12 protein-coding genes are annotated in these 14,822 nt (G+C 62.8%); 9 read left to right on the top strand and 3 right to left on the bottom strand.

All coding sequences use genetic code 11. The features are described from left to right. The first annotated feature begins 67 nt into the window (after nucleotides 1-67). From ligA to KSW38_RS13310, 3 genes are read left to right on the top strand one after another with little or no spacing between them, the layout of a single operon-like run. Nucleotides 68-2,401, top strand: coding sequence for an NAD-dependent DNA ligase LigA (ligA, locus tag KSW38_RS13320; protein WP_216925398.1), 2,334 nt, complete (start codon nucleotides 68-70; stop codon nucleotides 2,399-2,401). Next, on the top strand, nucleotides 2,398-3,222 hold the full coding sequence (locus KSW38_RS13315) for an inositol monophosphatase family protein (RefSeq protein ID WP_216925397.1): 825 nt from the start codon (nucleotides 2,398-2,400) through the stop codon (nucleotides 3,220-3,222). The genes ligA and KSW38_RS13315 overlap by 4 nt, the downstream gene beginning before the upstream one ends. A gap of 16 nt (nucleotides 3,223-3,238) precedes the next feature. Continuing rightward, nucleotides 3,239-4,447 carry an AAA family ATPase gene (locus KSW38_RS13310; protein WP_216925396.1) on the top strand — a complete coding sequence of 403 codons (1,209 nt, stop codon included), beginning with the start codon at nucleotides 3,239-3,241 and terminating at the stop codon, nucleotides 4,445-4,447. A 22-nt stretch (nucleotides 4,448-4,469) separates the two neighbouring features. Here KSW38_RS13310 and KSW38_RS13305 read toward each other — a convergent pair whose 3' ends face one another. Beyond that, nucleotides 4,470-5,837 (bottom strand): LLM class flavin-dependent oxidoreductase, encoded by a 1,368-nt coding sequence (locus KSW38_RS13305; RefSeq protein ID WP_216925395.1) that lies wholly within the window; start codon nucleotides 5,835-5,837, stop codon nucleotides 4,470-4,472. 288 nt (nucleotides 5,838-6,125) lie between these two features. Here KSW38_RS13305 and KSW38_RS13300 point away from each other — a divergent pair, with 288 nt between their 5' ends. Together KSW38_RS13300 and KSW38_RS13295 are read left to right on the top strand one after the other, a co-directional pair. After that, nucleotides 6,126-6,638 (top strand): GNAT family N-acetyltransferase, encoded by a 513-nt coding sequence (locus KSW38_RS13300; protein WP_216925394.1) that lies wholly within the window; start codon nucleotides 6,126-6,128, stop codon nucleotides 6,636-6,638. Nucleotides 6,639-6,706: 68 nt separating this feature from the next. Further along, nucleotides 6,707-7,087, top strand: coding sequence for a RidA family protein (locus KSW38_RS13295; protein WP_216925393.1), 381 nt, complete (start codon nucleotides 6,707-6,709; stop codon nucleotides 7,085-7,087). 26 nt (nucleotides 7,088-7,113) lie between these two features. Here the strand turns inward: KSW38_RS13295 and KSW38_RS13290 are convergent, their stop codons facing one another. Both KSW38_RS13290 and KSW38_RS13285 read right to left on the bottom strand, forming a co-directional pair. Further along, nucleotides 7,114-7,773: a response regulator gene (locus KSW38_RS13290; protein WP_216925392.1), complete on the bottom strand. Its 660-nt coding sequence runs from the start codon at nucleotides 7,771-7,773 to the stop codon at nucleotides 7,114-7,116. After that, the gene (locus KSW38_RS13285; protein ID WP_216925431.1) at nucleotides 7,766-9,523 is read right to left on the bottom strand and encodes a sensor histidine kinase; all 1,758 of its coding nucleotides are present in this window, start codon (nucleotides 9,521-9,523) and stop codon (nucleotides 7,766-7,768) included. Before KSW38_RS13285 ends, KSW38_RS13290 begins: the two co-directional genes overlap by 8 nt. A gap of 198 nt (nucleotides 9,524-9,721) precedes the next feature. Between KSW38_RS13285 and KSW38_RS13280 the strand changes: the two genes are divergently transcribed. The 4 genes from KSW38_RS13280 to gatB all read left to right on the top strand — a co-directional run bounded on the left by KSW38_RS13280 (nucleotide 9,722) and on the right by gatB (nucleotide 14,740). After that, nucleotides 9,722-11,203, top strand: a complete 1,482-nt coding sequence (locus tag KSW38_RS13280; protein ID WP_216925391.1) for a CitMHS family transporter — start codon at nucleotides 9,722-9,724, stop codon at nucleotides 11,201-11,203. A 158-nt stretch (nucleotides 11,204-11,361) separates the two neighbouring features. Continuing rightward, the gene (gene gatC / locus KSW38_RS13275; RefSeq protein WP_017199363.1) at nucleotides 11,362-11,658 is read left to right on the top strand and encodes an Asp-tRNA(Asn)/Glu-tRNA(Gln) amidotransferase subunit GatC; all 297 of its coding nucleotides are present in this window, start codon (nucleotides 11,362-11,364) and stop codon (nucleotides 11,656-11,658) included. A gap of 5 nt (nucleotides 11,659-11,663) precedes the next feature. Beyond that, nucleotides 11,664-13,232 carry an Asp-tRNA(Asn)/Glu-tRNA(Gln) amidotransferase subunit GatA gene (gene gatA, locus KSW38_RS13270; protein ID WP_216925390.1) on the top strand — a complete coding sequence of 523 codons (1,569 nt, stop codon included), beginning with the start codon at nucleotides 11,664-11,666 and terminating at the stop codon, nucleotides 13,230-13,232. Beyond that, complete coding sequence (gatB, locus tag KSW38_RS13265; protein WP_216925389.1) at nucleotides 13,232-14,740, top strand: Asp-tRNA(Asn)/Glu-tRNA(Gln) amidotransferase subunit GatB; 1,509 nt, start codon at nucleotides 13,232-13,234, stop codon at nucleotides 14,738-14,740. The genes gatA and gatB overlap by 1 nt, the downstream gene beginning before the upstream one ends. Nucleotides 14,741-14,822: the final 82 nt, after the last annotated feature.

The following is a 14,822-nucleotide window of genomic DNA, read 5'->3' as shown; positions in this document are numbered from 1 at the left end:
AATCGATGGGCGTTGGCTCACATCCTGATGGGTCAATAATGTCCGTGGGTTGCGGCAAGATAGACCTGTGAGCACACCAGAGAATCCAGATCCGGTCGACACCACAACCCAGGTTGGCGCTGCGGCCTTAGTCGCAGAAGAGGGAACACCTCCTTCGGAGAGCCTGCGGGACGAGTATGAGCAACTTGCCGACCTCGTTCGCAAGTATCGCTATGCCTATTACCAAGAGGACGCGCCCACGGTTTCCGACGCCGAGTTCGATGAACTGTACCGTCGCCTGGAAGAAATCGAGGCGCTGCACCCGGAACTCGTCTCCAACGACTCGCCCACGCAGGAAGTTGGCGGCGAAGTCTCGGCTGCCTTCACCGCCGTCGCGCATCTGCAGCGGATGTACAGCCTCGACGACGTCTTTTCCCTCGAGGAGCTCGAAGCCTGGGTTCGCAAGGCTGAATCTTCAGTAGCGAGGCTCGGGGACAGCGTCCCGCCGATCGCCTGGCTGACTGAACTGAAAATCGATGGGCTCGCCGTGAACCTGCTGTACCGGGACGGAAAATTGGTGCGGGCGGCCACCCGAGGTGACGGCACAACAGGTGAGGACATCACCCATAACGTCCTCACCATCAAGGAGATCCCGCGTCAGCTCAGCGGCTCGGGTTATCCCTCGGAAGTTGAAATTCGTGGGGAAGTGTTCATTCCCTCCAAGGCGTTCGTGGAGTTCAACGAAGCCCTGGTTGCCGCAGGCAAAGCCCCCCTCGCCAATCCACGCAATGCGGCTGCGGGCTCGCTCCGCCAAAAGGACCCGGCAGAAACAGCAAAGCGTCCCTTGAGCATGTTCGTTCACGGTATCGGCGCCCGGGAGGGCCTTAATGCCATGAGCCAATCCGAAACCTATAAGTTGCTGGCTGACTGGGGGCTGCCTGTCAGCCCCTACTTCAAAGTTCTGGATTCCTTTGAAGGCGTCCTGGAATTTATCGCCCATTATGGCGAGCACCGGCATGATCTCCTCCACGAAATCGACGGCATCGTGGTCAAGATTGACGATTTCGCCACACAACGTGCCCTCGGCTACACCTCCCGCGTCCCCAGATGGGCCGCCGCCTACAAGTACCCGCCGGAGGAAGTCCACACCAAACTTTTGGACATTCTCGTCAACGTGGGCCGCACGGGGCGCGTCACGCCGTTTGGCATGATGGAGCCGGTGAAGGTGGCGGGTTCCACCGTGGGAATGGCCACTCTGCATAACCAGGATGTGGTCAAGGCCAAGGGCGTCATGATCGGCGACATCGTGATTCTCCGCAAGGCCGGTGATGTGATTCCCGAGATCGTTGGACCTGTACTGGCGCTGCGCGACCAACAGGATCCACCCGTGCGCGAATTCGTGATGCCCACCGAGTGCCCGTCTTGCGGCACCCCGCTGGCACCGGCAAAAGAAAGCGACGTGGACATCCGTTGCCCCAATGCCAAGTCCTGCCCGTCACAGCTGCGTGAGCGTGTTTTCCATCTGGCTGGCCGCGGTGCGTTCGATATCGAGGCCCTGGGCTGGGAAGCGGCGATCGCCTTGACGCAGCCGGCAGAGCCGGAGACTCCGCCGTTGACCAGCGAAGCCGGGCTGTTCAATTTGAAGCGTGAGGATCTGGCGAATGTCATGATCCGCCGGGAGAAGAGGTCCAAGGGCGTAGGCACGGGCCAGTACGAGCTTGTTCCGTACTTCTACTCACGTGGGACGGCAAAGTCGCCATCGAAGCCAACGGCAACCACGGAAAAACTCTTTGCCGAGTTGGAGAAAGCGAAGAAGCAGCCCCTGTGGCGCGTCCTCGTGGCCTTGTCCATTCGCCATGTGGGACCCACTGCCTCCCGTGCCCTGGCGACGGCCTTTGGCAGCATGGACGCGATCCGGAACGCCACTGAAGATCAGCTTGCGCATGTTGACGGAGTTGGACCCACCATCGCCGAAGCCCTAAAGGAATGGTTCGCTGTGGACTGGCACAACGAGATCGTGGACAGCTGGGCCGCTGCCGGCGTGCGGATGGAAGACGAACGCGATACCAGCATGCCGCGAACCCTGGAGGGACTCACCATCGTGGTCACGGGGACGCTGCCCAACTTCAGCCGGGACGAGGCCAAGGAAGCCATCATCATCCGTGGCGGGAAGGCCTCCGGCTCGGTGTCCAAGAACACCAGCTACCTCGTTGCTGGTGAAAGTGCTGGGACCAAGCTGGATAAAGCCGAGCAGCTCGGCGTTCCGATCTTGGATGAGGACGGCTTCCGCGAGCTGTTGGCGAACGGCCCGGCAAAGGCGGATGCTGACGCTGACTCCGAGGCCGATGCTGACTCCGAGGCAGGGGCCGAGTTTGAATCCGAAGCCGACGCTGCAGAGACAGTGAAAGCAGACGCAGAATGACCGACGCCATCGAGTTGCTCGCCGTAGCGAAACGCGCTGCTGCTGCGGGCGCGGCTGTCCTGTCCCGGAGATCTGCCGCGGGCACAGGCGGCGCCGGGTTGGGAATGTCCAACAAAGGCGATGCCGGCGACTGGGTGACCGAGTTCGACGTCGCAGCAGAGAACGCAGTCCGCGAGGCAATCCTGGCCGAACGGCCTAATGACACCATTACGGGCGAGGAGCACGGGACCACGAGGCCCGAGCAACCCTCGGGTTACCGCTGGTCCATTGATCCCCTTGATGGCACCACCAACTTCATCCGCAACATCGTCTATTACGCCACATCAGTGGCCGTCGCCGATGCCGACGGCGTCTGGCGGGCGGGAGTAGTTCATGCGCCGGCCCTGGGACGGGTCTACTCGGCCGCCCGGGGCAAGGGCGCCTGGTTGGAAGTCGCGGGGGAGACAACCCGCTTGGCTGGCCCCGTTCCCGGACGCACCGGCCTCATCCTTGCCACAGGATTCAGTTACGATCCCGATACCCGCGCCAATCAAGCGGAAGGCCTCGCTGAACTGATGAACGGCTTCGCGGATGTTCGGAGGCTGGGTTCAGCGGCCTTGGATCTGTGCCTGGTGGCAGACGGCACCCACGACGCCTTTGGGGAGCGCGGATTGAACGAGCATGATTTCTCTGCCGGCGCCCTGATCGCCGAGGAAGCGGGCTGTTGGGTGCGCAGGCCACGGCTGGAGAGCCCACTCGACGGAGGCCCAACTATCGAGGATCGCTTGGCCGCGTGGACGTGCGCAGGCGCCCTGGAACTCTCCGGGAAATTCCCCCTTTGATCAACGCCCTGTTCCCGTGATCAAGACCCTCGCCATCGCCAACTACCGCTCCATCCGGGACCTGGCGGTTGAGCTCCATGGCCTGGACGTGGTCACGGGGGCGAATGGCAGCGGGAAATCCTCCCTCTACCGTGCGCTGCGCCTGCTGGCCGAATGCGCCGGGGGTGACTCCGGAAACGTGGTGGGATCCTTGGCCAGGGATGGCGGGCTGGCGTCCACGCTCTGGGCCGGCCCTGAGTCGATCAGCGAGGCGATGCGGCGTGGTGAAGTACCTGTTCAAGGCACGGTCCGCAGGGACTCCGTCAACCTGAAACTGGGGTATTCCGGGGACGACTTCGGCTACCTCGTGGACTTGGGCATGCCCGTGTCCAGTGGCGCCGGATTCGATCAGGAAACAGGCAGGCCCCGCCCTTCGGCTTTTAGCCTGGATCCCGAGATCAAGCGCGAGCAGATCTTTTCCGGACCAGTGGCAAGGCCAGGCTCCCTGTTGGTGGATCGTAAAGGAAGCCTGGCGAAGCTCCGGGGAGCTGATGGGGACTGGACTGAGCTTTCGCGGCGGCTGGACACTTTCCAGAGCATGTTGACCGAAGTATCGGACCAGGATAGGGCTCCCGAAGTTCTCCGGGTCCGGGACTCTGTGCGTTCCTGGCGGTTCTACGATCACTTCCGGACAGATGCGGAAGCGCCCGCCAGGCAAGCACAGCTTGGCACCCGCACTCCTGTGCTGCACCACAGCGGAAAGGATCTGGCCGCGGCCCTGCAGACACTGCGGGAAGTGGGATTTGAGCGTCAGTTGGATGCCGCCGTCGATCACGCTTTTCCGGGGAGCCGCCTGGAGATTGCCGTGAGCGACGGCCGCTTCAGTGTGGAATTGCGGCAACCTGGCATGCTGCGGCCCATGAAGGCGTCAGAACTCTCTGATGGAACGTTGCGGTTCCTGCTGCTGACCGCTGCCCTGCTCACTCCGCGGCCACCGGAGTTGATGGTCCTCAACGAACCCGAAACGAGCCTCCATGTCGATCTGATGCCGGCACTGGCTGGACTCATCGTCCAAGCCAGTGCCAACAGCCAGATGATCGTGGTGACGCACTCCGAAGCACTGCTCAGCGCGCTCCGGGAAAGTGGAGCCGCCCACGAGCACGAGCTCTACAAGGACCTCGGCGAAACCCGGATCAAGGGACTCGGTTCCCTCGAAGGCCCGTTGTGGAGTTGGCCTAAGCGCTGAGCACGCGGAGGCTAGCCGGTTGTCAGAAAGCCGAGCCGATGGATGTGAGCTGCTGCACCGCGGAACCGGAGAAACGGTTTCCAGGCCGGGCCAGCCCGTAGTGTCCACGCAGGGTCGAGGCCGTGTATTCGGTGCGGAACAGGCCCCGCTGCTGAAGGATCGGCACCACGTGGTCCACGAAGACCTCCAAGCCCGAGGGCAGGACCGGCGGCATGATGTTGAAGCCATCGGCGGCGCCGGCTTGGAACCAGTCCTGGATGGCGTCGGCCACTTGCTCCGGTGTGCCGGAGAAGGTGCGGTGCCCGCGTCCGCCGCCCAAACGGCCGATCAGTTGCCGGACAGTAAGCTGTTCACGGCGGGCCAGCTCCACGATCAGCGTGTACCGGCTCTTGGCTCCCTCAATCTCGTCCTCGGAGGGGAGGTCCGCAGGCAGCTGCTGGTCCAGTGGCAAGTCCTCCGGTGCCAGGCGCAAGGTCTTTGCCAGCTGCTCACGGGCATATTCCGGCTTGATCAGTTCATCGAGTTCACCCTCGAGCTTCAGCGCCTCTGCTTCCGTTGAGCCGATGACGGGGACGATGCCCGGCAGGATCTTGATGCCCTCCGGATCGCGCCCCACGGCCAAGGTACGGGCCTTCAAATCGGCGTAGAAAGCTTGTGCATCCTCCAGGGTTTGATGGGCGGTGAAAACAGCCTCCGCGTACTGTGCAGCAAGCTTCTTACCGTCTTCCGAGGACCCGGCCTGAACGATCAGCGGGTGGCCCTGTGGTGAACGGGGTACGTTGAGCGGGCCACGGACACGGAAATGCGTGCCTTCGTGCTCGATTGCGCGGATCTTGGTGTCATCACCCCAGACTCCCTCGGCCTTGTCGGCGAGCACGGCGTCGTCTTCCCAACTGTCCCAGAGCTTCTGCGCCACTTCGATGAATTCGGCAGCCCGCTCGTAGCGGACAGCGTGGGCGGGCTGGTCATCCACGCCGAAGTTGCGCGCAGCGTCAGGTCCCGCCGTCGTCACCACATTCCAGCCTGCCCGGCCACCGCTGACCCAGTCCACCGACGCGAAGCGGCGTGCCAGGTTGAAGGGGTCGTTGTAGGTGGTGGAAGCAGTGGCGATCAGGCCGATCTTTTCTGTGGCTGCAGCGATGGCGGTCAGCAGCACGGTTGGCTCAAGCTTGCCCGCTGGACGGCGCCCGACCTCCCCGAACAGCACAGGGGAGTCGGCAAAGAAGATCGAGTCTAGCTTTCCGCGCTCGGCCGTGCGGGCCAGGTGCTGGTAATGCTCCACTTTGGTGGAGGAAAGGGGGTCGCTTTCAGGCAGGCGCCAGGAGGCCTCGTGGTGGCCTGTGCTCATGAGGAAAGCGTTGAGGTGGAGTTGGCGCTGTGGCGTGGACATGGGTTTCTCCTTTGATCCAGGTGAGGGTGTGGCAACTCAAGCACGGCCACAACACCCCTCGCCAGCTCCTCGACATGCGGCCGCAACAGCGCGAAACCGGGCTTAATGGCGAGCCACAGGACTCAATCCAGAGCCACGGAAAGCAACACAAAAAGCAGCCCAACGGCGGGCCAGGGATCAACGTGACGCAACAATCCGCCGTCGGGAATTCAACGCCGGACTGATAGTTCCGTCACGGAAAGGGCTGTTTGGCGCGTGGTGCGGCGAGCCCGCCACTACCATTGATAAGTGCATTCGTCGATTACTGTCCGCCCAGCCCTGCCCGAAGACTACGACGACGTTGCCCGCATCACGCAGGATTCATACGTCACGGCGGGGTACTACGGCAGCGCGGACCATCCGTACCTGCAGCAACTCCAAGACGTGGCAGCGCGGGCGGAGCACGCCGATATCTTCGTCGCGGAACGGAACGGCCAGGTGATCGGTTCCGTCACGGCAGCACCAGCGGGTGGCGGTTTCTCCGACATCGGCCTGGACGACGAACTGGAACTGCGCACCCTCGTGGTAGATCCCGCGGTGCAGCGTTCCGGCGCCGGACGCGCTTTGGTGCAGGCCGTCGTCGAGCAAGCCAAAGCGATGGACGGCATCGGTGCTGTCTCCCTCACCACGGGAGCCACGTGGGAGAGTGCTAACGCCCTCTACGCCCGGACCGGTTTTGCCCGCGCTCCGCACCGCGACTGGTTCGTCCCCGGCACCGACATAAAGCTGTTCGTTTACAGGCTGGACCTCCCGCAGCCATAAAGTTTCCTTTCGTAAACCCCGCTAGGTTTGTACAACCGGAACGGGCACAGCGATCAGGAAGGCGCGGCATGCGCAAGACATATGGCACGGGTTCCGTTTGGGAACAGACCCTTGGATACTCCCGCGCGGTCCATGTGGACAACACACTCTTCATTTCTGCTACGGCGGCTTCCGGACCTGATGGGATAGTGGGCGATGACTTCTACTCGCAAACCAAATACATCCTTGAGAAGCTCGGAGCGGTCCTCGAAGAAGCAGGGTTCTCCTACGAGGACGTCGTACAGTCCAAGCTGTACCTGACGGATATCAGCAAATGGGAAGACGCCGGCCGCGCCCACGGTGAGGTTTTCGGCGAGATCCGCCCCACCCTGGCCTTGGTGCACGTGCTGCCATTCCTGGATTCCAAGATGCTCGTGGAGATCGAGCTCGTCGCGCAGAAGTCCGCGTAACCCGGACGTTTAGCTGCCTGGCCGGGTTAGCCCGGAATGCCGTAGCGGTGTTCCGGGCGGCCCGTGCTTCCGTAGCGTAATTGGATTTCGACGGCGCCATCGTCGGCCAGCGAGGACAGGTACCTCTGCGCGGTCGCCCGGGAAACGCCCACCCGGTCTGCGACTTCGGCGGCTGAGTACTGTTCGCCGGGAAGCAGCGATTCCAGGACTGCGGCTTCGGTTGCTGACCTTGGTTTTTGAGCGGGCGTCACGTCACCTGGGATCAGTGCCCGCTTGGCACGCTCAATCGATGTCTGATCAACACCCGTTTGCTGCCCAAGGATCCGGCGATACCGTGCATAGGACCTCAGCTGTTGGGACAAGGATTCCGCGGTGAAAGGCTTCAACAAGTACCCCAGCGCGCCGCGGCGCATCGCCACCCTGATGGACGGGGCGTCAGAGGCCGCTGTCAGCATGATGGCATCGATGTCCAGCTGGCCCAGCAAATCAAGCCCTGAACCGTCCGGCAGGTAGACGTCAAGCAACACCAGGTCAGGACGCAGGCTGTGGATCGCCTGCAGAGCCTGGGACACGGAACCGGCCGGAGCGAGCGCCATGAATCCGGCCACCGAGTCCACGTAGGCTGCGTGCAGTCTGGCGACGTGGAAGTCATCGTCCACAATGAGCACCCTCAAATCCTCAGCCACTGCTGTCCTCCCGCATAGTCGTACCGGCTTCCGTGCCCGACGCCGTGCCGGTTGGGGCTTCAGCGCCGCCGTCGGACGCTCGCCCCATTACGCCAGGTATTGTCGCCATAAAGACAGCTCCGGGGCCGCCTTTCCTGCCGGTCTCCAAGACGCGTACGTCCCCACCCCTGCGCCGGGCCAACTGCCGCACCAAAGCCAAGCCCAAACCTTGTCCAGCCCCCGGGCGTACGGGTTGTTCCGACGTCGTGAATCCTTCGGCGAAGACTTCCTCGGGTTCCAGGCCACCCAAACCGTCTCCGGAATCGCCGACGACGATATGCAGGGTTCCGCTGTCCTGACCGGCGTCGTCAAGCAACTCAAGTTCTACCCAGCGCTCCGAAGCGGAACCGGCGACGGCGGCACTTACGGCGTTGTCGATCAGGTTGCCGAGCACTGTGGTGACGTCCTGCGGATCGGCCACGTGCCCCCGGACCAACGTTTCAGGCCCGATCCGGAGCGCCACTCCGCGTTCGGACGCCTCCACGCTCTTGGCGCCCACGAATGCCTGCAAGTATGTGTCCTGAAGGAGCTCGGCCTGCTCCACAGGGAATTTCAGGGGGCCAGTGGCGGAGATCCTTGCCAGGTATTCCTTGGCTTGCTCGTGTTGGCCGATGCTCATGAAGCCAGCAATCGTATGGAGTTGGTTGGCGAATTCATGGCGCTGGGCGCGCAGGGCTGTGGACATGGTTCCTACCGCGTCCAACTGGCGGGTCAGTTGTTGCAGTTCGGTGCGGTCTCGGAGCATGACCACCCAGCCGAGGTCTTCCTTGCGGTGCCAGGCTTTTCGGGCGCTGGCCACCAGGACCCTTCCGCCAGCTACCAGCTCCACGGCTTCGGCGTCGCGGGCTGCGGGTCGGGTGAGCTGCTTGAGTTGCCCGGGAACGTTGGCTGTAGTCCAGTCCTGGCCGGTGGCGTCGGGCAGGTCCAGAAGCCTGGCGGCAGCGGCGTTGAACACGGAGATGCGTCCATCGGCTGCGATCCCGATCACGCCCTCGTCCACGCCTTGGAGCACTGCCACTTGGTCGTGGACGAGGGTGCTGATCTCCTCTGGTTCCAAGCCCAACGTGAGGCGTTGCAAGCGGGCCCGAAGCAGGAATGAAGCGAGGACACCAGCCAGGAGAGCGCCGCCGGCGGTCAGGGCAATGGGCACAATGTCCTGTGCCAGGCTCTTGCTGAGGGACTGCATGGAGTAGCCGACGCTGACTTCGCCCACGATGGGTCCCGGGGTGGCTGCATTATCGGGTGAGGGTGCGGATGCGGGCGCATACACGGGGACCTTGGCCCCCGCCGACGGCCCCAATGTGCCAGTGTTGCGCGTGGTGATCTCCTGGCCGGCCAATGCCACCGAGGGATCGGTACTGACGCGTTCGCCGAGGCGTGCAATTTCCGGGTGGGCAAGCCGAAGTCCCGTTTCGTCCGTGATGACGACGAAGAGTGCGCCAGTGCGGATCCGGGCGGCTTCTGCTGCTGCCTGCAAGGGGCCGGCGGCCAAAACGCTGGCTGGCGGTGTTCCTTCTTCTTTGCTGATGGCCTGCACGTCTTCCCGGATATCGGGATCCGCCGCAACTGTGCGGGCTAGCGTGAGTGCCTGGTTTTCGGCTTCGTCGCCGATCCGTTCGTAGACCAGCCACGCATGGACGGCACCGCTCAGGAGCACAACAAGAAGAACTACCCCCAGTTGGAGGAGGAGCGTCTGGGTGGAGAAACGCATACTGACCTTGGTAAAGCGCGGCACCGTTACTCCTTTCCTCCAGCTCCATTGAAGCACTGAGCACAATGCGCAAAACGCTCGCAATGATCAGTATTCCCAACAATTCCCGGAAACCCCAGCCCGTGACGGGCGCCACTATAACGTCTGTAGTGCGCATCACATCGAAGTGGTGCCATTCACAGTAGTAAGGAGCCGGCCGTGCTGGTTTTGCTTGGATTCGCAATGATTGCGGTATTCATGGTCCTGATCATGACCAAAAAGTTGACGCCCGTCTTGGCGCTGATCATCGTCCCCACCATCTTTGGTCTCTTTGCAGGGGCAGGCTTGGGCATTGGCCCTATGGTCATGGACTCGATGAAGTCCATGACCTCCACGGCCGCGCTCCTCATGTTCGCCATCATCTACTTCGGCCTGATGATCGACGTCGGGCTGTTCGACCCCCTGGTGAAGTTCATCCTGCGCAAGCTCGGCAATGACCCCGCCAAGGTAGTCCTGGGCACGGCGATCCTCGCTGCAGCAGTCTCCCTCGATGGCGACGGCTCAACCACCTTCATCCTCACCACCGCAGCCATGCTTCCGGTGTACCTGCGCCTGAAGATGAGCCCCGTGGTCCTCACCTGCGTGGCCGGCCTCGCCAACGGCACCATGAACATCCTCCCGTGGGGCGGACCCACAGCCCGCGCTGCAACAGCACTGAAGCTGGACGTCAACGACGTCTTCGTCCCCATGGTCCCGTCCCTCATCGTTGGCCTCATCGTTGTACTCGTCTTCTCCTGGCTGCTCGGCCTGCAGGAACGTAACCGCCTCCGCACCACCGCCCCCGAAATCTGGGGCGACGGCGCAGATCCTTCTGACGCGTTCGACGGCGGCAACGGCCGCGGCGGTTCGGGCGCGAGCAAGGGCCGCTTCGGCTTTGGCCGCACCGGCTCAACCACAACTGCACCCAAGCCGGTAACCGGCGGAGGCGCCGGCGTCGCGGTTCTCGAACGTACTGAAGAGCTGGTGGACGATCACGACACCGCCATGGCTGATACCGCACTGGATCCCAACCGCACCACGCTGCGCCCCAAACTGTTCTGGTTCAACCTTGGGCTCACTGTCGCCGTCATGGTCACTCTGGTAGCGAACATCGTCCCGCTCCCGTTCGTCTTCATGGTGGGCGCTGCCATCGCACTGCTGGTCAACTTCCCCAAGGTCAAGGACCAGGGCGCCCAGCTGATCGCCCACGCACCGTCGATCGTCGCCGTCGTCAGCATGGTCATGGCCGCTGCAGTCCTCACCGGTGTCCTCAACGGCACCGGCATGGTCAAAGCAATGTCCGAGTGGCTCGTCCAGATCATCCCCGCGGACATGGGTCCGTTCATGGCAGTCATCACGGGTGTGCTGAGCATCCCAATGACGTTCTTCATGAGCAACGACGCCTTCTACTTCGGTGTACTGCCGGTCCTCAGTGAAACCGCAGCCCACTATGGTGTTGGCGCAGCGGACATGGCCCGGGCTTCCATCACCGGCCAGCCGTTCCACCTCCAGAGCCCGCTGGTCCCCGCGATCCTGCTGCTGGTGTCGCTGGCCAAGGTAGACCTGGGTGACCACCACAAGAAGGTCCTCTGGCGCACGGCAGTCATCTCGATCGTCATGTTGGCCGTCGGAGTCCTGACCGGAGCAATCGGCATCGGCTAAACAACCCCATCAAGCAACGCGGGGTCACTTGCGGCCCATCCAGACACTTTGGATGGGCCCTAAGTGACCCCGCGTTGTTGTGTGCTGCGGCGTACGACGGCTCACCCAAGCCAAGTAGACTGGTTCGGAAAACCATTTGAACTTTGCAGGGGAGATCCATGGCTGCGATCAACCGTGACGACGTCGCGCATCTTGCGCGTCTGGCTCACATTGAAATGAGTGCCGAAGAGCTGGACAGGATGGCGGTTGAGCTTGCCGTCATCGTGGATTCGGTGAAGTCCGTCAGCGAAGCCGCCGGGGAGGATGTCCCGGCCACGTCCCACCCGATTCCGTTGACCAACGTGTTCCGTGAGGACGTCGTGGGCCACACGTTTACGGCTGAGCAGGCGTTGTCCGGTGCTCCGGATGCTTACGAGAACCGTTTCAAGGTCCCGGCAATCCTGGATGAGGACTAATTACTATGACTGAGCTGAAGAACGAACTCATTCGCCACTCCGCTGCCGATCTTGCTGCGAAGCTTGCTGCCCGCGAGGTTTCCGCTGTTGAAGTGACGCAGGCGCACCTTGACCGTATTGCTGACGTGGACGGCCAGATTAACGCGTTCTTGCACGTTAATACCGAAGAAGCCCTGGCTGTTGCGGCCGAGGTTGACGCTGCGCGCGCCGCTGGTGGCGCCGCGGCCGAGGAACTTCATGCCCTGGCTGGTGTGCCGATCGCGGTTAAGGACTTGATCGTGACGATTGGCCAGCCGACCACCGCTGGTTCCAAGATCCTTGAGGGCTGGCACAGCCCCTACGACGCCACGGTGATCAAGAAGCTCCGTGCTGCGAAGATGCCGATCCTTGGCAAGACCAACCTTGACGAGTTCGCCATGGGTTCCTCCACGGAGCATTCGGCGTATGGGCCCACGCGCAACCCCTGGGACCTGGACCGTATTCCTGGTGGTTCAGGGGGCGGCTCGGCTGCCGCCGTCGCTGCTTTCGAAGCGCCGCTGGCGTTGGGCACGGACACCGGTGGATCGATCCGCCAACCCGGTGCTGTCACCGGAACCGTCGGCGTCAAGCCGACGTACGGTGCAGTTTCCCGCTACGGCGCGATTGCCATGGCATCCTCGCTGGACCAGATTGGCCCGGTGTCCCGCACGGTGCTGGACTCGGCACTGTTGCAGGAAGTCATCGGTGGCCACGACCCGTTCGATTCGACGTCCCTGACCGATCCGTTCGACAACCTCGCTGCTGCTGCCCGCGTGGGCAATGTTGCCGGCATGAAGATCGGCATCATCAAGGAGCTGCACGGCGAGGGCTACCAGGCCGGCGTCGAGAACCGCTTCAACGAGTCCCTTCAGCTGCTCAAGGATGCCGGAGCGGACATCGTTGAGGTTTCCTGCCCCAACCTGAAGTACGCCCTGGGCGCGTACTACCTGATCATGCCGTCCGAGGCGTCCAGCAACCTGGCCAAATTCGACGGCGTTCGGTATGGCTTGCGTGCCCTGCCCCAGGACGGCCCAATGACGATCGAGCGCGTCATGGGTGCGACCCGCGCCGCCGGCTTTGGTGATGAGGTCAAGCGCCGCATCATCCTGGGGACCTATGCCCTGAGCGCTGGTTATTACGACGCCTACTACGGTTCGGCGCAGAAGGTCCGCACACTCATTCAGCGCGACTTCGACGCCGCGTTCTCCAACGCGGATGTCCTCATTTCGCCTACGGCTCCCACCACAGCGTTCAAATTGGGGGAGAAGGCGAACGATCCTCTGGCCATGTACCTGAATGACGTCGCCACCATACCCGCCAATATGGCTGGTATCCCGGGCTTGTCGCTGCCCGGCGGCCTGGCTGATGAGGACGGCTTGCCTGTTGGCGTGCAGTTGCTGGCCCCTGCCCGCCAGGATGCGCGCCTGTACCGTGTGGGTGCTGTGCTTGAATCCATTCTGGAAGAAAAGTGGGGCGGCCCGCTCCTTGCCCAGGCTCCTGAATTGAAGACACCTGCTCTCGGTGCCGCATCCAACTCCGCCGGAGGTTCAAACTAATGTCCGTCGACGCAACCCTGAGCTTCGAAGAGGCCATGGAGAAGTACGATCCTGTTCTGGGTTTCGAGGTCCACGTGGAACTCAATACCAAGACCAAGATGTTCTCTTCCGCCCCGAACGTCTTCGGCGATGAGCCGAACACCAACGTCAACGAGGTGGATCTCGGCATGCCCGGCGTCCTCCCGGTGGTGAACAAGACGGCTGTGGAGTCCTCCGTCAAGATCGGCCTTGCCCTGAACTGCAAGATCGCCGAGTACTGCCGGTTCGCCCGGAAGAACTACTTCTACCCGGACACCCCGAAGAACTTCCAGACCTCACAGTATGACGAGCCGATCGCGTACGACGGTTACCTGGACATCGAGCTTGAGGACGGCACGGTCTTCCGCGTCGAGATCGAGCGTGCCCACATGGAAGAGGACGCCGGAAAGCTCACCCACATGGGTGGTTCCGCGGGCCGCATCCAGGGCGCCGACTACTCGCTGGTGGACTACAACCGTTCGGGTGTTCCCCTGGTGGAAATCGTCACCAAGCCGATCCAGGGTGCGGGAAGCCGTGCTCCGGAGCTGGCCAAGGCCTACGTTGCCGCGGTCCGCGAAATCGTGAAGAACCTTGGTGTTTCGGATGCCAAGATGGAACGCGGCAACGTCCGGTGCGACGCCAACGTTTCCCTGCGCCCGCACGGCCAGGAACGTTTCGGCATCCGCTCGGAGACGAAGAACGTTAACTCGCTGCGCGCCGTCGAGCACGCCGTTCGTTACGAGATCCAGCGCCACGCTGCCGTCCTGGACTCCGGCCAGCCGGTGATCCAGGAGACGCGCCACTGGCACGAGGACACGCGTTCGACGACGTCGGGCCGCGCAAAGTCCGACGCCGACGATTACCGCTACTTCCCCGAGCCGGACCTGGTTCCCGTCGTCGCCTCCCGCGAGTGGGTGGAGGAGCTTCGTGCCACCCTTCCAGAGCCGCCGGCCGAACGCCGCAAGCGGCTCAAGGAAGCCTGGGGCTACTCGGATTTGGAGTTCCGCGACGTGGTCAACGCCGGCGTCATGGACTCGATCGAGGAAACCATCGCGGCTGGTGCCAGCGCAGATGTTGCCCGGAAGTGGTGGATGGGTGAGATCGTTGGCCGCGCCAAGGTTGCCGACGTCGATCCTTCGGCCCTCGGTGTCACACCGCAGGTCATCGTCGAGCTGAACAAGCTGGTCGAGGACGGCAAGATCAACAACAAGATGGCCACCCAGGTCCTGGACGGCGTTCTTGCCGGCGAAGGTACACCGGCCGAGATCGTTGAAAAGCGCGGCCTTGCGGTGGTTTCCGACGACGGTCCGTTGCTGGAAGCCATCGACGCCGCACTTGCTGCGCAGCCTGACGTTGCGGAGAAGATCCGTAGCGGCAAGCTCCAAGCCATTGGTGCAATCGTGGGTGGAGTCATGAAGGCCACACGCGGCCAAGCCGATGCCGGCCGTGTCAAGGAGCTCATCCTGGAGAAGCTCGGCGTCCAGGCCTAAGCACCCAAGTAGCTGGCAGTTGTTGTTGATTTGAGCGCTCAGAACAACCCCAACTGCCAGCTACTTTTTTGTCCGGCCGGGC

It is taken from the genome of Paenarthrobacter aromaticivorans, assembly GCF_019038615.1.
GTDB lineage: Bacteria > Actinomycetota > Actinomycetes > Actinomycetales > Micrococcaceae > Arthrobacter > Arthrobacter aromaticivorans.
The sequence above is the reverse complement of the archived record's forward strand: the minus strand, read 5'-3'. Positions and strand labels throughout refer to the sequence as shown.

Coding starts and splice junctions, on each gene's coding strand:
- KSW38_RS13295 (WP_216925393.1), top strand. CDS start 6,707: ATGCGCAAGACATATGGCACGGGTTCCGTTTGGGAACAGACCCTTGGA.
- gatA (WP_216925390.1), top strand. CDS start 11,664: ATGACTGAGCTGAAGAACGAACTCATTCGCCACTCCGCTGCCGATCTT.
- gatB (WP_216925389.1), top strand. CDS start 13,232: ATGTCCGTCGACGCAACCCTGAGCTTCGAAGAGGCCATGGAGAAGTAC.
- KSW38_RS13305 (WP_216925395.1), bottom strand. CDS start 5,837: ATGTCCACGCCACAGCGCCAACTCCACCTCAACGCTTTCCTCATGAGC.
- KSW38_RS13315 (WP_216925397.1), top strand. CDS start 2,398: ATGACCGACGCCATCGAGTTGCTCGCCGTAGCGAAACGCGCTGCTGCT.
- gatC (WP_017199363.1), top strand. CDS start 11,362: ATGGCTGCGATCAACCGTGACGACGTCGCGCATCTTGCGCGTCTGGCT.
- KSW38_RS13285 (WP_216925431.1), bottom strand. CDS start 9,523: ATGCGTTTCTCCACCCAGACGCTCCTCCTCCAACTGGGGGTAGTTCTT.